The organism is Candidatus Nanohalobium constans, assembly GCF_009617975.1.
GTDB lineage: Archaea > Nanohalarchaeota > Nanosalinia > Nanosalinales > Nanosalinaceae > Nanohalobium > Nanohalobium constans.
In genome coordinates this window covers 313,612-332,721 of the sequence record NZ_CP040089.1, presented here as the reverse complement: position 1 = coordinate 332,721, position 19,110 = coordinate 313,612, and the positions used below count along the sequence as shown (strand labels likewise).

Genomic DNA, 19,110 nt, shown 5'->3' with positions numbered 1-19,110 from the left:
TATTCAGTGCTGCCACTACTAAACCTGCTAGCCCCATTCTAGCCCCTGCGATGTACCGTTTCTGCCTTGTTTCTTCCCCTGTATTTTGGCGTCTTCCAGGTATTCGAGCATCGCGTCTTCTACTTTTTCCGCATATATTTCACGTTCTACGGCGAGTTTGAAGTTTTGGAACAACTCCCTCCTTCTTGTCTTTGGATTTAATGGGCAAACTATGTTATTCCAGGTTTATGGTTGAGAATGTCCAGTACTTGTCTTCGGATGGTTGTCAAGGCTGAAACTTAGGTGTTGCACCGGTTTAAATCAGAGGGGTTTAAGAAAATTGTCTAAGACAGGTTTGATATGGGAAGAGTAAGACAGACATATGTGAAAAGACTGGCATCAAACCTGGTAGACGCAGATGAAGAAAGATTCAGCGAAGATTTTGATGAAAACAAGGAAGCATTGAAAGATACTGAAGAGTTTAAGTCCAAGAGACTGCGGAACCGAGTAGCAGGATACATTGTCAGAGTGCTGCAGAATAAAGAACTGTAGCTGCAGTAAAAAGGACTAGTAACTGGTAGAATCCTATTCCAGGCACATCTCTACCTGACTGCCTTGTATCACCTGTGGCACTGACAGGAACCCTCTCAGTAGTGTTAATACCTAAATCGTTATTTCTAACCTGGATAATCAGGTCATCGTTTACAGCCTTGTCAGGGGTAATCCTTATCCTATATGTCTCCACAGACTGCTTAGGGAAGTTAGGTATAGTTTTAGAATCCTCCCCATCAACAAATTCGGCTTCAACCCCGTTCAGATTAATTGTGATATTTTTCCTGTTATTTACCTCATTTTCAATGCTCAAAGTCGCATACTCGTTCGAACCCGCCTCCATAATTATCGAAGTATAGTTTAAGTCAGCTGAAAGCTTGCTTCTGTATGAACTGCCTATGATCTTGGTGAAAGAGAACGTCCTGTTTATTGCATCCCACTTATCTTCTACTTCTACAGTCCATTCATATTCTTTCTCAACAGCATCTGGGACATCCCAGTCATAGTTAATTACATCGCTAGGCATCACTTTAGCGGAAGTAAGCTTTTGATCATTATGATCGTAAATTGATACGTCAAGAGTTCTACCATGGTACTCAGAGTTCGCATCATTGACCTCAGAAGCCAAGGTTACAGGGAATTCAGAGATAAATCCTCCGTTTTCCGGATTAACAGCTGAAGCCTTGGGAGGAGGATTTACAGGATAATAACTCTTTGCATCGAAAACAGAATAGGTATTATCGCCATCAGTCAAATTAACAGTAAAATTATAATACCTCTCAGCAGGATCTGCACGATACTGATCGGTCTTCAAAACCGCCTCATTACTTGAATCTGGGTTTGGGACTGTCGACAGCTCTTCATCCTCATCTTCCAAGACTGTCTTATTGGTAAAATTGTACACTCCAGAAACCCTATCAGGGGCATGATGCCTAACAGTAAACTTAGGAGCATAAACATCATTCCAATCCACATTGTCAGGAGAAACAGAGTCTAAAATAGGGGGAAAACCAATAGGTTCATCATTATTATCTTCATTTGGCTCCAAAGTATCGCCCTCACCATGACCAGTTCCATCCCAGAAACCTTCAGGTTGACCGCTTAAATCTCCTGGAGGATCGACATGCAGCTTTAATTCTTCAGGATTGTCAAATATCTTATGAGAATTTGAAAAGGAATAAGAGATTTCAGTAGATTCACCAGGATCAAGAACCGGAATCTCTTTAACCTTATAATTCCCTGAAGAATCCTCTAATCGTACTTCATTCTTGTAAGATGGTTCCGTACCTTCATTTGTAACTGAAACTTCCACACCAACACCTGTACTAGTTCTCCGAACAGAATAACCTGAAATATTGAAATCCACGTAATCTACATCCTCTAGCTTAGGACCCGGAAACATAAACTCATTTGTCTCTCCTTCAGATGTAACCTCGATTAATGAGTCTCCTGTAACCATCTCAGTTTCAGTTCCTTTGACAGTTGGTCGCCACTTGAACTCTTCCTTATAACTACCAGAATCTACATTGTCATAACTACGGACAAACTCCTGATTCTCCCCCGATAACTCATTTCTCGACTCATAATTCCCATGGCTCTCGTATGCGAAATCCCTAAGCCTCATCCTAATATCAGTATCTGTTTCAGTCTGAGTAGTCTCTCTTATAGAAGTATAAACAGAATTAATCGTACCTGGCTCAGCATACCAGCAATTATCACCATCACCATTCTCACTAGAGTCAGTCGTACAATCAGAACCCGTCAAGCTTTCAAATTCACTGGTACTAGCATCCGATCCATAAAGTATACCATGTATCTTGATTCCATCAGCCCTAGCCTGATCCGCCTCATAACCAGGATCATTCCCATCCCCATCAGCCAAAACAATCATAACCTGCTCAGCATTCGTACCAGATTCCAGAGAATCATGTCCCTCACTTACACCCGCAGGCAATTCTGTTCCACCACCAGCGTCAATTGAATCAATCTCATCCTTAGCATCCTGCTTACTAGAAGTAAGCGACTGAATAGTACTAGCAGTATCCTCAAACTCCACCACCGCATTCTCATCCCCCTGACCAGTATTCGTATTCTCCACATACGTCTTTGCAGCATCTTTAGCATCATCCATCACACCATCCATACTTCCGGACTCATCAATAACCAAAGAAGTATCAACCGGCTCATAGGGATCATCAATATCATAACTGAACACTGAAGTCACCGACCTACCCAAAACAAAATCACCAGACGTCTCAACACTAGCATCCAAATTATCAGCAGAAGCCTGAGACAGACCAAACCCCGAAAACATCAGAAAAACCAACACAAAAAAACACAATCTCCGACTCATCCAAACCACAATTAGTAACGACACAATAAAAAATGAACAGACACCCAGGAAAACCTAGCTTCCGATTTATAATAAATTAATCAAACAATAACAAAACATGAAGCCCGAAATAAAGAAAAAAGATACATACTTCTTCGACCTAGACAAGACCATCTGGAACTGGGACAAAACAATAATCGGAGCAGAAGACCTTATCGACACACTCAGAGAAAAAGATAAAAAGATTAGATTCCACACCGATAACAACATACTCTCAAGAAAAGGCTACGCCCAGAAACTCTCCTCGATGAATATCCCTGTCGAAAAAGACGACATAATTACCTCAGGATATGTAGCAGCCCAGGTACTGGCAGATGAAAATGTTAAACAGGTTTACGCAATAGGCGAAAAAGGATTAATCGACGAACTAGAAGAGGAAGACATAGAAATCTCACAGAACGCAGATATAGTAGTAGCAGGACTTGACAGACAGTTCAACTACGAAAAACTCAGAAAAGCCATGAAAATACTTCAAGAAGACGGAGAACTCTACATCTGTAGCACAGAAAAAGTATTCAGAAAGACTAACAGCAAGCAACCACACCAAGAACCATTCAACAAAGCACTCCGAACCTACGCAGACAATGTAAGACTGGTCGGCAAGCCTAGCGAAGAGTTCAGAGACGAATTCAGAAACTACTTCACCTATGTTCCAACCGGTTCACTATTCATCGGCGACAGACTAGCAGACATCAAAACAGGCAACGAACTAGGCATGAAAACCGGAGCAGTCATGAGCGGCGACATCACAAGGCAAAAAATAGCCAAAGCAGAAGAAAAAAAGCAGCCAGACTTCGGCCTATCAAATCTGAACAGACTCAAAAGAAAACTAATTTAGAGAAAAACTTCTTTTATCCTGCCGATCCGAACACTATCTGAAATTTAAAAGATTCTCAACCAGAAAATTGGACAGGTGAACTCGAAAATTACATCAGCTAACTCCAACAGAAAGGTTACGGTTACCTCAGCACTCCCATATGTACAAGGAATGCCACACCTAGGAAACATGGCAGGAAGCGTACTACCAGCAGAACTATACCACAGATTCCTAGATATTAAAGGAGTACGAAACGAGTTCATCTGCGGCGGAGACGTACACGGAACACCGCTCGAACTAGAAGCACTGGAAAGAGGAGTCAATCCAAGAAATATTAAAGATGAACAGACCAGAAAAGTCAAGGAAGCATACGAAAGCCTGAATGTAGATTTCTCAATCTTCTCAGATACTCACAGCGAACACAATAAGAAACAGACCCACGACATGTTCGAAGAGATATACTGCAAAGGATTGATCAACGAAAAAACACAGAACATGGCCTACTGCCATAACGATGAGAGATTCTTACCAGACAGATACATCGAAGGAGACTGTCCACACTGCGGAGGACTAGCAAGAGGAGACCAATGCGATGAATGTGGAAAACTGATAGAACCGAAAGAAATAGAGAACCCGGAATGCCAGATCTGTGGAAACAATGATATAGAATTCAGAGAGACTGACCACCTATTCCTAGACCTCACCGAATACAAAGAAGACTTGAAAGAATGGATCAAACAGGAGAAACCGGTTCCGGAAAGCATGGAGAAACAGATACTACACGACCTGGAAGAAGCCGAGGACCGGTCCATTACAAGAGACCAAGACTGGGGATTCCAGATACCAGTAGAAAGAGTAAACCAGAGGATCGAAGAAGAAAATCTGAACGTGGAAAAGCTGGATGAAGACAAGTACGAAGACAAGGTTCTTTATGTCTGGTTTGACGCACCGATAGGTTACATAGGATTTACAAGAGAGCTCTTCAACGATTCAGGCGAATGGAGAGACTACTGGAATGAAAAGTCAGAGATCATCCATTCAATCGGCAAGGACAACGCCATCTTCCACGCAGTGATCTTCCCTACAATGCTGCTCGGTGCCTCAAACGAGGAAATGAGCTATGGTTTACCAGATTACGAGTTCATTCAGCAGTACCTGATGTGGAACGACGGAGCATTCTCCACCTCCCGGAATAGAGGAATTTTCATCAACGAAGCTGCGGAGTACTACAGAGCCGACTACTGGAGATTCTACCTAGCCAGAAGACTTCCAACCTCGGAAGACACAAACTTCGACTGGGAAGACTTCGAACATGAAATCAACGGAGTGCTAAACAACACGGTCGGCAACTTCGTCAACAGGACTTTGAGTCTAGCAGAAGACTGGTTCGACAACAAAGTACCAGAACCAGAACTCGAAGAAAAGGATGAAAAAGCACTGGAGAAAACAGAAAACCTGCTAGAAGAATACGATAAAGAATTTGAGGATAAAGAGTTGAAGGAAGCACTAGACACCGCCCTAGAAATCGCCAGGCACGGAGACAAATACCTCAGCAAAGAACAGCCATGGAACCACGAAGAGAGAAGAGAAGAAACAATCTATGTCGCAGTACAAATAATCAACGCCCTAAGCAAAGCAATTTACCCCTTCATACCCGAATCCAGCAAAAGCATCGCAGACCAACTCAACACAGAAATCGATGTAAACGAAGAAAAGAACGAATTAGAGGGTACAGTAGGAGCGCTGGAACCAGGACACGAACTCGGAGAAAGAGAGATCCTATTCGAGAAAATCGACACATCACAACACCAAGAACAACTAGAGGACGAAAACATGGAACAAGAAGACGAGAACTCGGAAGAACAGGTTTTTAACGAGGACACAGTCAGCTTCGACGACTTCATGGACATGGACATCAGAACAGGACAAGTAGAAGAAGTCGAAGAACATCCAAACGCAGACAAACTCTACAAAGTACAGGTAAATGTAGGCAAAGCAACGCTACAGACCTGCGCCGGACTCAAAAACCACTACACCAAAGAAGAACTAAAAGGCAAAAATGTGATCGTCCTAGCCAACCTGGAACCCACCGAGCTGCGTGGAGAGAAAAGTGAGTGCATGATGCTGGCAGCAGAAAACGAAGAAGGAAAAGTCACAATGCTGACAACAGAAGAAGAGATAGATATAGGGAGTGAAGTGAATTAAAACCCTCTTTCTCTCTTACTTGGTGCTCTATTTGCTCCTTGACGAAGTGCTTCAGATGGATCACCGAATGTAGCACCATCCTCAGATGGCTGTAAGATTTCTCCTGTGTTCATAGTACTTCCCTGTTCTAGTGCCTCATTATGAAATCCTGTGTGTGACTCTTGGATATAGACTGCTACTTCCTCTTCATCTCCCATATCTGTCCACTGAATTTCCACTGAATACTGGTGTGTACCATCACTAAGAATATATCTCTCACTTTCCGGGTCCTCTACTATATCATAGTCATTCATAGTCTGGATAATTTTCCCTATATCAGTCCTAGCTACATCTGCCTCAACTGCATCATCAGAATAATTGCCAACCCCACGCAAATCATCAGCTAGATCTGACTTCATTGCAAAGCACCTCCAACAGGTGACTCACCTTCAAGTCTTCGATCAGTAGAGCCCCAAGATTCGGAAGTTTTTTTCTCTGCATTTTCATGAATGTATGACTCCATATCTTCATAATTGCTAGTAACTTCCTCAAGACCAGACTCCGCAACTGTTTTACTTGCTACAATTTCTCCATCCTTCCTAATTCTAGTGTTATCAATCTCTTCACCACCTACTGCATAAGTTACTCTTTCTATAGAATACGAATCCCCATCAATACTATATTCTGAGGATACCGAAGACTTTGGCTTAATATCCTTCACAGCCAATCACCTGGTCTCGATTTCTCTGGTTTTTAACTGGGTTTGAGTGTTAGGAGTTTCTTCCCTTAGCTCCTCAAGGGACTTTTCCGCGATTGAACTGTATTCGTTTTGGCTCATTGAGATCATATGTTATACTTGGGTTGCGACACTTATAAATGTTGTTGTTATGGAGTAACACAATACTTGTTTTGTTGGTTTTTCTATTCATATATAGTTGCCATCTGATAAGGCTTTAAGTACATAAGCAGAAAGCTCTTCATCAGTTTCTGGAAGTCTAGGGTGTCCTGCATCTGACCTATATGCTAATGACACAGTACCATCTTCATTATATGCTATCGAGGGCGTTGATTCGATTTCCTGTACATCATATGCTTCGGAGTTTTCTACATCTACTCCCACTGTTCCCGACCAGAGGTTGGATTCTAAATACAAATCAAGCCTCTTACCCTCTAAAATTGCTTCACCTATCAGTATTCCCTCTTCTCTGTCGGCAGTCAAAATTTCAGCCTCAAGATTCGCCCCCATATTTTACCTACTGACGACAAACAATATTATTGAATTGATTCTTACAAAAGAATCATCAGAAAAATAGTAAACATATGAAACTCAAGTTCTTGGGGACTGGCGGAGGAAGATATGTTACTGGTTATCAGAATAGGCAGACTGGTGGCATAGTGGTTCAAACAGGTGATACTCAGATTCATGTAGATCCCGGTCCCGGTGCCCTGTATCATTGTCATGAGGAGTTGGATAATCCTCTGGATACTGAGGCTGTCTTGGTTTCTCATGCTCATCCCGATCATTCGAATGATGTCGAGCCGTTGATTGGGATGATGACTCAGGCATCGGATAAGCCAGGCGCAGTCTTCGGTTCTGAATCAGTTATCCATGGCTACGGAGAAGTGGAGAAAGCGGTCAGCAACTACCATAAAGACCTCTGCATGGAAGTAAAAGTCCTTGAGGAAGATTCAAAACACGAATTCAAAGATTTGAAGATCGAGAGCCAGGAAATGTTCCACGGCGACCCAAAAACACAGGGATTCACACTGGAGACAGAGGAAAAGAAGATAGGTTTCTGGACAGACACACAGTACTCAGACGAACTCACAGAACTCTACAAAGGATGCGACACACTAGTAATTTACTGCTCACGCCCAAGAAACGAAGGAATCAAAGGACACACCTCACTAGACGAAGTACCGAAAATAGTAGAACAGACAGAAGTAGAAAACATCATAATAACACACTTTGGACAAAAATTCCTCAACTCAGACCTAGAAAAACAGGAAGAATGGCTGAAAGAACAAGTAGATGCCAAGGTAACATTCGCTGAAGACGGTATGCAGTATCCTGGTAACAGGAGCCTAGGCGACTTCTAAGAATACTTCGAAATCCCTTCCTCAGTATCCAAAACCCAAACAGTATTCAAACCAGTATTCAAACATTCCGTTTCTCCAATTTTCTCTCTGCCCTCTGCTTCATGCATATGACCCGCAATACTGTACTCAGGACCAAACTCTTCAACTAGCTCCTTGACAATAACAGAACCATAATGCCTTCCATCAACCGGAGAATCCGGATTATCAATCTCATCAAGCGAAGTTCCCTGAGGCACATTATGAGATAAGAAGACGGTATTATCCTCAGTAAAGACCTCTTTCAAACAATTCTTCTTTTCTTCATACTCTGCCCTGATCTCTTCCATTTCTTCATCAGATCCAGGCTTGTCATCCTCATACTGCGGAACCTCAGGACCCGAACAAGGACCATAACCCACAAAATTCCAGCCATTGACTTCCTCCCTACAAAAATTCAAGTTATAGATGTTTTCAAATTCCTTGAGCATCTCGGGATAACCTTTTCCGTCCAGAAACTCCCAGTCAGAGTTCTCACCTGTCCAGTCCCAATTACCAGGAACGACAAAAATCGGAACACCTAGAGAATCTAACTTGGAAAGAATTTCTTTCCCCTTCTTAATAGAGCTTCTTACGACCTCTTCAGCCCTCTCTTCACCAAATACTTCATACCATTCTTCCTCACTTCCTCGAGCCTCAAACATCGCAGAACGCATCTCATCCGTTCCCCCGCAGATATCACCTACAGCCAGAACCAGGTCAAAATCAGCTTTTTCAGGGAGTTCAGGCATCTCGCCATGACAATCTCCGATAATTAATGCTTTCATGCTTCTACGCTCTACTTACGAAGCTAATAAAAGAATCGGCTGAGAAATCAGAACTGATTACTATGACCCTATCAACTACAGGTGACCGTTTTGTACGGCACAAGACGAACTCGAAGCCAGATGGCTTCTGCGACCTTGAATCTCAATGAGATTCAGGATTATCAAAATCTTCTAAACAGTCCCAACTCTAGCTTAAATCTCTGTTCGGCTGGTTTTCGCTGCCTGAAAAATGGATTTAAAGCTACTCGAGAAGCTGTTTCTATGAGGTTTAAACAATAATGGAAGGCGAATACAGTCCGGAAGCAGTTGAAGAGAAATGGCAGGAAAAATGGGTTGAAAACCAGACATACAAGTACAGCGGAAGCAGCGACAACGAAGAAGTATTCTCAATAGACACGCCACCACCAACTGTATCCGGAAGCCTTCACATGGGGCATCTTTACGGTCAGACACTGCAGGACTTCCAGGCAAGGTTCCAGAGAATGCGTGGAAAGAAAGTCTTCCAGCCATTCGGCTACGACGACAACGGAATCGCCTCAGAAAGACTTACAGAATCAGAACTAGGAATAAGACATCAGGATTTCACAAGGCGAGAGTTCCAAGAAAAATGTCGGGAAGTCTGCCAGGAATACGAAGAGAAGTTCACGAACAACATGCAGAGCCTTGGAATCAGCCATGACTGGACAAATACATACAAGACAATCGAACCAAGAGTCCAGAGAATCTCCCAGCTCTCATTCATAGACCTCTACGAAAAAGACCGAGAATACAGAAAGAAGGCACCGGCAATCTGGTGTCCAGAATGTGAAACTGCGATTTCTCAGGTTGAGACAGAGGACGCAGAGCGAGACTCTCACTTCAACGATATCGAGTTTGAATTAGCAACCGGAAACGGTTCAATCATTATTTCAACAACAAGACCAGAGTTAATCCCTGCTTGTGTCGCGATTTTTGTCCACCCTGAGGACGAGACAAATGATAATTTAGTCGGAGAGAAGGCAGAAGTTCCATTGTTTGGACACGAAGTACCGATTATTGAAGATGAACGGGTTGACATGGAGAAAGGCTCAGGCGTAGTAATGTGTTGTACATTCGGAGATCAGACCGACATCGAATGGTATCAGGCACACGACCTCGACCTGAAAGTCGCCATCGATGAATCCGGTACGATGACAGAGCTTGCTGGAAAGTATGAGGGGATGAGCACTCATGAAGCTCGTGAAGCAATCGTTGAGGACCTAGATGATGAAGGTCTTCTCTTGGATCGTGAGGCAATTACTCATGATGTCCAGGTTCATGAGCGATGTGATGAAGATATCGAGTTCCGGGTCACCGAGCAGTGGTACATCAAGCTGCTTGACAGGAAAGAAAAGTACCTGGATGCCGGAGAACAGATGGACTGGTTCCCTGAGAAGATGCATACTCGTTATGAGCATTGGATCGAAGGACTGGAGTGGGACTGGTGCATCAGCAGACAGAGAGACAGTGGAATCCCCTTCCCAGTCTGGTACTGCAAAGACTGTGGAGAGGAGATAGTTGCAGAAAAAGAGAATCTCCCAGTTGATCCAATAGAAGACGAACCACCAGTACATGAATGTCCGGAATGTGGTGGAGAAGAGTTCAGAGCTGAGGAAGATGTCTTTGACACCTGGGCAACATCCAGCTTGACTCCATTAATCAACGCTCACTGGGACTGGGACGAACAGGATGAAGAGTTCGAAATGGGAAGGGAAGAACTTTACCCATTCAACCTGCGTCCAGAAGGCCACGACATCATCAGTTTCTGGCTGTTCCACACAGTCGTCAAGTGCTACGAACATACAGGAGAGGTTCCATTCCAGTCAACGATGAACCACGGACATGTCCTTGACGAACACAGGGAGAAAATGTCCAAGTCGAAAGGAAATGTCGTCGCACCAGCAGAAGTCCTCGAAGAGTTCCCAGTCGATGCAGCACGGTACTGGGCAGCAGGCTCAAAGGTCGGCAACGACTTCCCATTCAAAGAGAAAGAACTGGAGTCTGGAGAGAAGCTGATGCGGAAGATCTGGAACGCATCGAAACTAGTCGATCAGCTGACAGAAGAAAACCCAAAGAAGCCAGAAAACCTTGAGGAAATCGACGCCTGGATGCTAGCAGAACAGGACGAACTAATCGAAGACCTGACAGAGCAAATGGAGAACTACGAATTCTCCAAAGCACGAGACGAACTCAGAAGCTTCTTCTGGGACACATTCTGCGGAGACTACCTAGAAATCACCAAACAGAGACTCGACGCAGAAGAAAGCCAATCAGCCCAGTACACACTACGGACAGCACATAGGAAGTTCATAAAGCTGTTTGCACCGCTCCTAAGCCACATCACAGAAGAAATCTGGAACGAAATGTACTCAGGCAACAGCATCCACACATCAAGCTGGCCAGAAACTTCGGGCGAAGATGCAGATCTGGAAGCAGGAGAAAACGCAATGCAGGTTATTTCTGCACTGCGTAAGTACAAGTCCAGCAACCAGATGAGTCTCAACGAAGAAATAGAACATGTCCAGATCTTCGGAAACATCTCAGGCATGGACGAGGCAATCAAGGAAGTAATGCATGTCCAAGAGCTTGAGAATCTAGAGGAGGAGCCTGAGACCGAGAAGAAAGTAGTTGAGATCTCCCTTGACTACTCCAAAGCTGGACCAAAGTACGGCGACAAAGTGGGAGAAATAGAAGAAGCACTGGAGAACGAGGAATGGATGCTGGATGGAGCAAGGCTGGAAGTAGCTGGAGAACACCTGAAAGCAGAAGAATTCGAGGTCAGAGAAGAAGTGACCTACACGGGAGAAGGAGAGATGCTGGAGACTGATGGCTGTATAATCATCATCCAGTAAACTCTACTTTCTTTCTCCATCTTATTTCGTGCATGAATAAAAAGAGTTTACTAACAACTGTTTTTCTATGACAGATGATGAAAATCAGGTAGGAATGAATAAGTACCAGTTGAAGAAGCTGTTGAAAGAGCTTGAGGATATTAGGGGTAGAAATACTGAACTTGTTTCGCTTTATATTCCTGCTGGATACGACATGTCGAAGATCTCAGAGTTCATTACTTCCGAGCAGTCTGAAGCTGAGAACATTAAGTCGAAGCATACAAGGACCAATGTTCAGGATGCTCTTGGTAAGATAGGTAGAAAGGTTTCAGAGGAGCACGAACCACCGGAAAACGGCGTCGCCTTCTTCGCAGGAAATGTCTCGGAAACAGAAGGACGCCCAGACATCAAGATCTGGGAAGTAGTCCCACCACAGCCAATCGAGTCCAGACACTACAGATGTGACAAAGAATTCGTACTAGAGCCGTTACAGGAAATGATTGTAGACGACCGTGTCTACGGATTGATTGTAGCCGATAAGAACAATGCTGCAATTGGTTACCTTCAGGGCAGCTCAATTAAAACAGTTTACACCCTGGAATCGAATGTTCCGGGAAAAACAAAAGCAGGAGGGCAGTCTGCCCAGAGATTCAGCCGTCTTAGAGACGAAATGCTGAAGACTTTCCTTGATGAGATAGCGGAGAAGTCAAAGAACGCCTTCATGAAGAAAGCTCGTGAAGACAAGTTGTTGGGCTTAATCATAGGAGGTCCAGGATTTGTAAAAGATAAGCTTGTCGATGATGATCATCTTCACCAGGAGCTTCAGGATAAGATCGTGGCAACCAAAAGCCTGGATGTATCAGGAGAAGCAGGGCTCTCCAGACTTGTAGACAAGGCAGAGGAATCAATAGAAGATTCTCAAGTGGTCAAGGAGAGAAACCTGGTCAACGAGTTCTTCGACAACCTGAACAAGGAGAACGGAAAATCCGAGTACGGCTTGGAACAAGTAGAAGAAGCGCTGAAAATGGGTGCTGTGGAAACAGTACTGATCTCAGAAGATGTGAACATCTACAGAGCCAAATATAACTGTCCACAAGGTCACGAGAAAGAAGTATTTGAGGAGAAGCCGGAAATAGCTGATTCTATCGAATGTGATGAGTGCAGTGAGGCGATGCAGCTGGAAGACATCGGAGATATTATCGATGTCTTCGGTGAGAAAGCTGAGGAGATGAGTTCTGAACTGGAGATCATTTCCACTGATCATGAGGAAGGGAAACGCCTGATGAATCTTGGTGGCATAGCAGCGATCATGCGCTACAGGATAAGGTAAAGTTGTTTAAGACCCTATCACAAAAAATGTTGATATGACTGGAGTTCTCAACAGAATAGATTTTGAAGACAACAGTTATACTGTGAAGCAGAAAGCTGTCAGAAACGCTTACAAAGTATATGATTCTGCAGGCAAAGAAGTTCTTAGAACAAAGCAGAAAATGTTCAAAATGAAGGAGGAGTTTCCATTTACTGATCCTGAGGGAAATGAAGTCTTCACTGTTAAAGCAGAGCAGATAATGGATATCGCCGGAGACTACGCCCTCACAGATTCGGAGACCAGGGAGGAAGTGGCTGTGCTTAAGAAGAACTTCAGCTTTCTTGTGCATTCCTGGGAGGTACAGGACCGGAACGGGATGGAGATAGCGACCATTCAAAGCAGAGGAAAGCTTATAGGAATACTAAGAGGACTAAACGAACTGTTCGACATGCTACCACACAAATACACTATAGAAGACCCGCAGGACAACCAGATCGGAACCATAAAACAGAGCTTCACCTTGATCAAGGACAGATATGAGATAGATCTCAACGAAGGAGTAGAAAACAAAGAGGCTATCCTCGCCGCAGCAATAACAATCGATGCACTGGAAGGAAACTAGATCTCAACAACCCCTGCCTTATAGTCAAGAACCAAAACAGCTGCAAAACCTGCCAACGCAGCAGAGGCAAACTCAGGCATAACTGAAACCCAGGTAGCATCAGTATTAGCCAAAACCTTCCCTATTTCAACTATCGGCGCCCTGAGAGCACCTGCAACCAGGCTAACGAGAAAAACCAGAGCCATCTCCCTGTAGTTCTCCAAAGCCCATTTAACCACGTGTGAAACCGTCAGAACTCCAACAACCGCCCCAGAGGAAAATGTAATAACCGGGACCGACGATTCAATTAAAGAATTGCCCGACAGCAGCGAATCGAAAAACTTTGACAAAGCCCCTACCATATACTCATACTGACCTAGAATAATCAGAAGTAGAGAGCCCGAAATACCTGGCAAAACCATTGCACAAATCGCCACCACACCAGCCACAAAAATTACCGGAAGCCCATGACCCATAGAAGTACTTGCATAGCCTGAAGCCATGAAAGAAAGAATAAAACCAGTAACAGCCGCAAGCACAGACTGAAGCTCTGAAACCTCTATCTTCTGGTAAAGCGCAATAACCGAAGCAGCTATCAACCCAAAGAAAAATCCATAAGTCAACACCGCATAGTTAGACAGCAAATAATGTACTAACTGTAAAACAGTGAGAATCGCGGTAAGTATCCCTGCTCCAAGCACCATCAAGAACCTTCCATCAGCCTCCTCAAACTTCTGAACAATTACAGAGAAATCCAAAGTTCTAAACCCATCCAGAACCTCAATTATATCTTCGAACCCTACAGAAGTTATCGCATGAATAAATCTCTCGTATATCCCGGTAATAAGTGCTATTGTACCTCCTGAGACACCAGGCACTGCATCTGCCGCTCCCATCGCCATGCCTTTCAGAAATATGTAGAGCCATTCCAAACAGTTCTCGGAGCTCATTTAATCTATTCTGGGAAGAACAGGTTAAAAAGAGAACTGCTTCAAACCATCGACAATGCCTTGGACAAATTCTCTTAATGAGTTAGCCCAGCTCTCCTCAAACAAGTCCTGATTCCGGAACCCTGAATCCAGAGCATTCAAACCTTTCTCCGTGTAATTCGGAGTCTCCAACTCCTCAATGCTTATCTCCTCTCCCTGCTGCTCAGGAACTTTAGAGGCGGAAAGCACAGAATAATCATAGTTATTAACCCTGTCAAGACATTGATCAAACCTCTCCCTATCATCAAACCTGCAAGGAGTTAAATCAAGATGATTACCATAGTGAGTCCACTTTTCGTTGTTCGAGGTTAATGGCTCCTCTGTTTCAATCTCTCTGTAAAGATCATTCACAGAGTTATTGTTTGAGACATAGTTTCGGACAATGAGTTCGGAGTATGCATACCCAAAACTTCTGACATCGGCTTCTACTTCCGAAGGATTCCATTTCTGCATAAAGGAACGATTCTCCTGGTAATAGTTCCATAAAACATTTCTATTACCGGATGAAGGTTTTTCTATCCTGTAACGAGAGCCATTCCTTTCAGTAAAGTAGACAGTGTCGTCTCCGAAAACTGAGCGAGTCTTCTCAGGTCCAACCAGTTTTTTCCTAACCATTGACTGAGCGTAACCTGCTATCCCTTCATCCAGCCAGGAACTAGAGGTCCTGTCAAAATCCAATGCCTCATCGTTGAATGCATGGACAGTTTCCTCAGCCAAGACCGGCTGAAAATCCTCACCAAGAGCCTTCCTCAAGGTAATGACGCCTCCCGTGTACTCTCCCTGACTCCATGGAGCGACCTCATCTTCGTACCTCTCATCAGGTAGAACAGCTACCGGGATCCTGTCATAGCTCTGTCTCAATCCAGTAGTACCGACAGCCACACGGTAGGCAAGCGAACCATTGTCCTCACCGCCTCCGAAAAACGAGTAGAATCGGGAATCATCCCCCTCACCAAAGTTTAACTTGATACTGCCTGCGCCTTCACCCTCAAAAACCGCAGAATTACTTCCATGAGACCTTGTGAAACCTTCAGAAATCCTGGTCGACTGAAGGTTGTCTACTTCTGCTCTGCCCTGAGTTTCTTCACCTGGAAAGCCAGAAAGCGAAATCTCTCTTGTATAAAGCCCAGGCGCAAGCTCCTCCGCAGATAACTCCACCTCAGTGTTTATCTGTATCTTCTCAGTTGTCCTCCTTGGACCTGTATTAGTCTCAATTCTTATACTGTCTCCTGTACGAGTGTAATCCTCTATCTCACCCTGCGTATCATTTATCCGCAGGATCTCTGCGTTTTCAGGTACTGTCCACTGGAGTGTCCAGCTGTTAACAGGACAGTCAGTTGATCCTTCATCGCAGCTAAGAAGCGCTGTAGTATTTTTATAGACAGATGATTCATCTGATTCAATCTGATAATTGACCTGTGCTGAAACCACTCCAGCTAAAAACAATAGGGCGAAAACCACCAGAAATTTTTTCATACTCTTTTTGGTTCGGGAATGAATAAAAATCTGTGAGCCGGAAAGATTTCCATGGCTATTCTACCCGACAAAGAAATCAAGAGAATTGTCAACGAAAACAACGCAGCCTATGTTGAAGAAGGACCGGAGATAGACGAAGAACTGCAGATCGGACCCTCAAGCATGGACCTGAGACTGGGATACGAATTCGGAGTACTCAACACAAGGAAAGTCGAAATGGTAGACACCAAAGACATGAAAAAATACTCAAACTACATGAAAAAAGAAAAACACAGCGCAGAAGAAGGAGTAATCGTCCACCCCGGAGAATTCATCCTCGGAAGCACACTGGAAACAGTAAACTGTCCCTCAAACCTGGTCGCACGGGTAGAAGGGCGCAGCAGCTATGGCAGACTCGGAATCATAGTCCACGCAACGGCCGGCTACATAGACCCCGGGTTCGAAGGAGACATAACGCTGGAAATCCAGAACCTAGGTAACGCACCGGTAAAACTTTATCCAGAGGAAAGAGTCTGCCAATTAGTGTTTGAAACAATGACAGACGAAGCAGAGAATCCTTACGGCGAGAAAAAAGATACAAAATACATGGGACAGACAGGAGCAACAGGATCACGACTAGACAGGGAGAAAAGACAATGATAGAAATAGAGAAAATAGAAAAAGACCCGGTAAAGGACAACGCAGTCGAAATCGTCGAAAGAAAAGGAATAGGACACCCAGACTCAATATGCGATGGAGTAGCAGAGTCAATCTCTCAGGCACTCTGCCAGGAATACATCAACCGATTCGGAAAAATCCTGCACCACAACACTGACGAAGTACAATTAGTAGCAGGAGACTCCAGCCCAGAGATAGGCGGCGGAGAAATCAATGAAAAAATCTATCTGCTGCTGACAGGTCGCGCCACCAAAGAATTCAAAGGAGAAAAAATACCGGTAGACGAAATAGCAGTAGAAACAGCCAAGAAATACATTGAAGAGAACTTCAAAGAGTTGAGTCCCAAAAACTTCAAGATAGAAAGCAAGATTGGAGAGACTTCTACTGATCTGGAACAAGTCTACGAAGAGCTTTCCTCAAACGATACAAGTTTCGGAGTAGGTCACGCACCGCTCTCAGAAATGGAGAAAACCGTATTAAACATAGCCAACAAACTGCCTGAAGAAGTAGAAGAAGTTGGAGAAGATGTCAAAGTAATGGGAGCCAGAAGAAAAAATGAAAAACAGATCACAGTAGCTGCAGCAGTCATCAGCAATAGAATAAACAGCCTAGAAGAGTATAAACAAGTGATTAGCAGGATCGGAGAGTTTGCTGAAGAGGAATCAGAGTTTGAAGAGGTCGAAGTAAATGTCAATACTGCCGACAACTACGAAGAAGACTCAATCTACATCACAGAGACCGGTACATCAGCGGAAATGGGAGACGACGGATCTGTCGGACGAGGAAACCGCGTTAACGGCTTGATAACACCCAACCGTTCAATGAGCATGGAAGCAGCCTCAGGAAAAAACCCTGTTACCCATGTAGGTAAAATATACAACTTGAAGGCTAAATCAATCTCTGAAAAGATAAGTGACGCGACAGACAGCTTCACACAGGTTAAACTGCTGGCTCAGATAGGTAGCTCCATTAAAAAACCGCAGATAGCCCATATCGAGACCACAGCAGAAAACAAGGAAAAAATAAGAAGCATAGTTGAGGGAGAACTGGAGAATATGGAAGAGATACGTGATAAGGCTGTTGAGGGCAGCCTGACAACCTTCTAGGTGTCTCCCATGAAACCAGTTGACTGTCACTGCCACCTCGAGTTCGATAAGTTTGACAAAGATCGGAACGAAGTAGTCGAAAGAGCCAGGGAAGACCTGGAGTTCGTAGTTTCCGTCGGCTGCAACCTTGAGAGAAACAGGAAAACCTTGGAAATCTCGGAGAAATACGGAGAATTCATAGTACCTAACCTCGGGCTTCATCCTACCTTTACAGACGACTTTGACAAGCTAGAGACAATTAAAGATCAGATACGAGATAATAATCCTGCTGCAGTAGGCGAAGTTGGACTCGATCACCACCATGTTACGGATGAGGAGATGCGTGAAAAGCAGCGAGAAGTGTTCAGAGAGATGCTTGAACTGGCCGAGGAATTGGAGAAGCCGGTTAATGTACATAGTCGGGAAGCTGAGCAGGAAACTATAGATATACTGTCTGAGTACGATCTTCCCGGAGTTTTGATTCATTGTTTTAATGGAACTCCAGAACAGGCATTGGAGGCAGCTGAAAAAGGGTTCAAAATTGGTGTGACAACCCAGGTGCTTTACTCTTCAAGAGTTCAGAACATAGTGAATGCTGTAGAGATTGAGGATATTGTTCTGGAGACAGATTCTCCTTTCCTATATAGAGGAGAGCGAAATGAGCCTGTTAATATTTTAGAGAGTGCGGAGAAGATTGCTGAGATCAAAAAAGTTTCAGAGGAGGAAGTTGTCGATGCTACATCCGTTAATGCAGACAAGTTATTTGGAAGTGAATAGGTCCATAAATGTTCCTCATAAATTATTTGATGTAGAGGTTTGGAATTTTTCATGGTTTTAAAGAGATTCAAAGACAAGGTTAACAGCGAGCCAAATGTCGCAGTTTTTGTCGACGGACCTAACGTTGTCAGAAAAGAGTTTGACCTAGACTTAGACGCTTTAAGAGAGACTATAGAAGACGTAGGAAATATAAAAGTCGGTAAGGTCTTCCTTAACCAGTACGCTTCAGATGGTTTGATTGAAGCTATTGTTTCACAAGGTTTTGAAGCTGAACTTGGTTTAGGAGGAGAGAAAGCTAAGGAAAGCGATGTAGATGTTTACATGGCTGTCAGCGCTATGGAATCAGTCTTCAAAAATGAAATTGATACAGTAGTACTGGTTACACGAGACACAGATTTCCTGCCGGTGATTCAAAAGGCTAAGGAACATGGAAAGGATACAGTGATTATCGGCATGGAGCCTGGTTTTTCGACAGCTCTTAAAAACGCAGCAGATAAGGTCGTGACACTGGACTGAAAATGGCTCGAATAAGCTTTTACG

The 19,110-nt window shown here is 43.9% G+C and carries 19 protein-coding genes; 11 read left to right on the top strand and 8 right to left on the bottom strand.

Features of this window, described 5'->3' with window-relative positions:
- Positions 1 to 27: 27 nt before the first annotated feature.
- On the bottom strand, positions 28 to 174 hold the full coding sequence (locus LC1Nh_RS01970) for a hypothetical protein (protein ID WP_153550030.1): 147 nt from the start codon (positions 172 to 174) through the stop codon (positions 28 to 30).
- A 165-nt stretch (positions 175 to 339) separates the two neighbouring features.
- Between LC1Nh_RS01970 and LC1Nh_RS01965 the strand changes: the two genes are divergently transcribed.
- Positions 340 to 531, top strand: a complete 192-nt coding sequence (locus LC1Nh_RS01965) for a 30S ribosomal protein S17e (RefSeq protein WP_153550029.1) — start codon at positions 340 to 342, stop codon at positions 529 to 531.
- Here LC1Nh_RS01965 and LC1Nh_RS01960 read toward each other — a convergent pair.
- Positions 503 to 2,845: a vWA domain-containing protein gene (locus LC1Nh_RS01960; protein ID WP_217907071.1), complete on the bottom strand. Its 2,343-nt coding sequence runs from the start codon at positions 2,843 to 2,845 to the stop codon at positions 503 to 505. The two genes, LC1Nh_RS01965 and LC1Nh_RS01960, sit on opposite strands and share 29 nt — an antisense overlap.
- 136 nt (positions 2,846 to 2,981) lie before the next feature.
- Here LC1Nh_RS01960 and LC1Nh_RS01955 point away from each other — a divergent pair, with 136 nt between their 5' ends.
- Complete coding sequence (locus LC1Nh_RS01955; protein ID WP_153550027.1) at positions 2,982 to 3,761, top strand: HAD-IIA family hydrolase; 780 nt, start codon at positions 2,982 to 2,984, stop codon at positions 3,759 to 3,761.
- Between the two features lie 75 nt (positions 3,762 to 3,836).
- Positions 3,837 to 5,945: a methionine--tRNA ligase gene (gene metG / locus LC1Nh_RS01950; protein ID WP_217907070.1), complete on the top strand. Its 2,109-nt coding sequence runs from the start codon at positions 3,837 to 3,839 to the stop codon at positions 5,943 to 5,945.
- On the opposite strand, the gene LC1Nh_RS01945 is transcribed toward metG, so the two are convergent.
- From LC1Nh_RS01945 to LC1Nh_RS01935, 3 genes are all read right to left on the bottom strand, one after another.
- Positions 5,942 to 6,343, bottom strand: a complete 402-nt coding sequence (locus LC1Nh_RS01945; protein ID WP_153550025.1) for a hypothetical protein — start codon at positions 6,341 to 6,343, stop codon at positions 5,942 to 5,944. The genes metG and LC1Nh_RS01945 overlap by 4 nt on opposite strands.
- A complete protein-coding gene (locus LC1Nh_RS01940; RefSeq protein WP_153550024.1) occupies positions 6,340 to 6,645 on the bottom strand; it encodes a hypothetical protein in 306 nt (101 codons plus the stop codon). The genes LC1Nh_RS01945 and LC1Nh_RS01940 overlap by 4 nt, the downstream gene beginning before the upstream one ends.
- Positions 6,646 to 6,849: 204 nt before the next feature.
- Complete coding sequence (locus LC1Nh_RS01935; RefSeq protein WP_153550023.1) at positions 6,850 to 7,170, bottom strand: hypothetical protein; 321 nt, start codon at positions 7,168 to 7,170, stop codon at positions 6,850 to 6,852.
- A gap of 74 nt (positions 7,171 to 7,244) precedes the next feature.
- Here LC1Nh_RS01935 and LC1Nh_RS01930 point away from each other — a divergent pair, with 74 nt between their 5' ends.
- On the top strand, positions 7,245 to 8,024 hold the full coding sequence (locus LC1Nh_RS01930; protein WP_153550022.1) for an MBL fold metallo-hydrolase: 780 nt from the start codon (positions 7,245 to 7,247) through the stop codon (positions 8,022 to 8,024).
- Here the strand turns inward: LC1Nh_RS01930 and LC1Nh_RS01925 are convergent.
- The gene (locus LC1Nh_RS01925; protein ID WP_153550021.1) at positions 8,021 to 8,827 is read right to left on the bottom strand and encodes a metallophosphoesterase family protein; all 807 of its coding nucleotides are present in this window, start codon (positions 8,825 to 8,827) and stop codon (positions 8,021 to 8,023) included. The two genes, LC1Nh_RS01930 and LC1Nh_RS01925, sit on opposite strands and share 4 nt — an antisense overlap.
- Before the next feature lie 278 nt (positions 8,828 to 9,105).
- Here LC1Nh_RS01925 and LC1Nh_RS01920 point away from each other — a divergent pair, with 278 nt between their 5' ends.
- The 3 genes from LC1Nh_RS01920 (at position 9,106) to LC1Nh_RS01910 (ending at position 13,607) form a co-directional block, all read left to right on the top strand.
- Entirely contained in the window at positions 9,106 to 11,697 is a 2,592-nt protein-coding gene (locus tag LC1Nh_RS01920; RefSeq protein WP_153550020.1) for a valine--tRNA ligase, read from the top strand.
- Between the two features lie 67 nt (positions 11,698 to 11,764).
- Positions 11,765 to 13,006 carry a peptide chain release factor aRF-1 gene (prf1, locus tag LC1Nh_RS01915; RefSeq protein WP_153550019.1) on the top strand — a complete coding sequence of 414 codons (1,242 nt, stop codon included), beginning with the start codon at positions 11,765 to 11,767 and terminating at the stop codon, positions 13,004 to 13,006.
- A 34-nt stretch (positions 13,007 to 13,040) separates the two neighbouring features.
- Positions 13,041 to 13,607, top strand: a complete 567-nt coding sequence (locus LC1Nh_RS01910; RefSeq protein ID WP_153550018.1) for an LURP-one-related/scramblase family protein — start codon at positions 13,041 to 13,043, stop codon at positions 13,605 to 13,607.
- Here the strand turns inward: LC1Nh_RS01910 and LC1Nh_RS01905 are convergent.
- The gene (locus LC1Nh_RS01905) at positions 13,604 to 14,536 is read right to left on the bottom strand and encodes a DUF368 domain-containing protein (RefSeq protein WP_153550017.1); all 933 of its coding nucleotides are present in this window, start codon (positions 14,534 to 14,536) and stop codon (positions 13,604 to 13,606) included. The two genes, LC1Nh_RS01910 and LC1Nh_RS01905, sit on opposite strands and share 4 nt — an antisense overlap.
- Before the next feature lie 24 nt (positions 14,537 to 14,560).
- Complete coding sequence (locus tag LC1Nh_RS01900) at positions 14,561 to 16,051, bottom strand: hypothetical protein (protein WP_153550016.1); 1,491 nt, start codon at positions 16,049 to 16,051, stop codon at positions 14,561 to 14,563.
- Between the two features lie 51 nt (positions 16,052 to 16,102).
- Here LC1Nh_RS01900 and dcd point away from each other — a divergent pair, with 51 nt between their 5' ends.
- From dcd to LC1Nh_RS01880, 4 genes are read left to right on the top strand one after another with little or no spacing between them, the layout of a single operon-like run.
- Complete coding sequence (dcd, locus tag LC1Nh_RS01895; protein ID WP_153550015.1) at positions 16,103 to 16,690, top strand: dCTP deaminase; 588 nt, start codon at positions 16,103 to 16,105, stop codon at positions 16,688 to 16,690.
- Entirely contained in the window at positions 16,687 to 17,814 is a 1,128-nt protein-coding gene (locus tag LC1Nh_RS01890; RefSeq protein WP_153550014.1) for a methionine adenosyltransferase, read from the top strand. Before dcd ends, LC1Nh_RS01890 begins: the two co-directional genes overlap by 4 nt.
- Before the next feature lie 9 nt (positions 17,815 to 17,823).
- A complete protein-coding gene (locus LC1Nh_RS01885; RefSeq protein ID WP_153550013.1) occupies positions 17,824 to 18,570 on the top strand; it encodes a TatD family hydrolase in 747 nt (248 codons plus the stop codon).
- A 51-nt stretch (positions 18,571 to 18,621) separates the two neighbouring features.
- A complete protein-coding gene (locus tag LC1Nh_RS01880) occupies positions 18,622 to 19,086 on the top strand; it encodes a TIGR00288 family NYN domain-containing protein (protein WP_153550012.1) in 465 nt (154 codons plus the stop codon).
- Positions 19,087 to 19,110 lie beyond the last annotated feature (24 nt).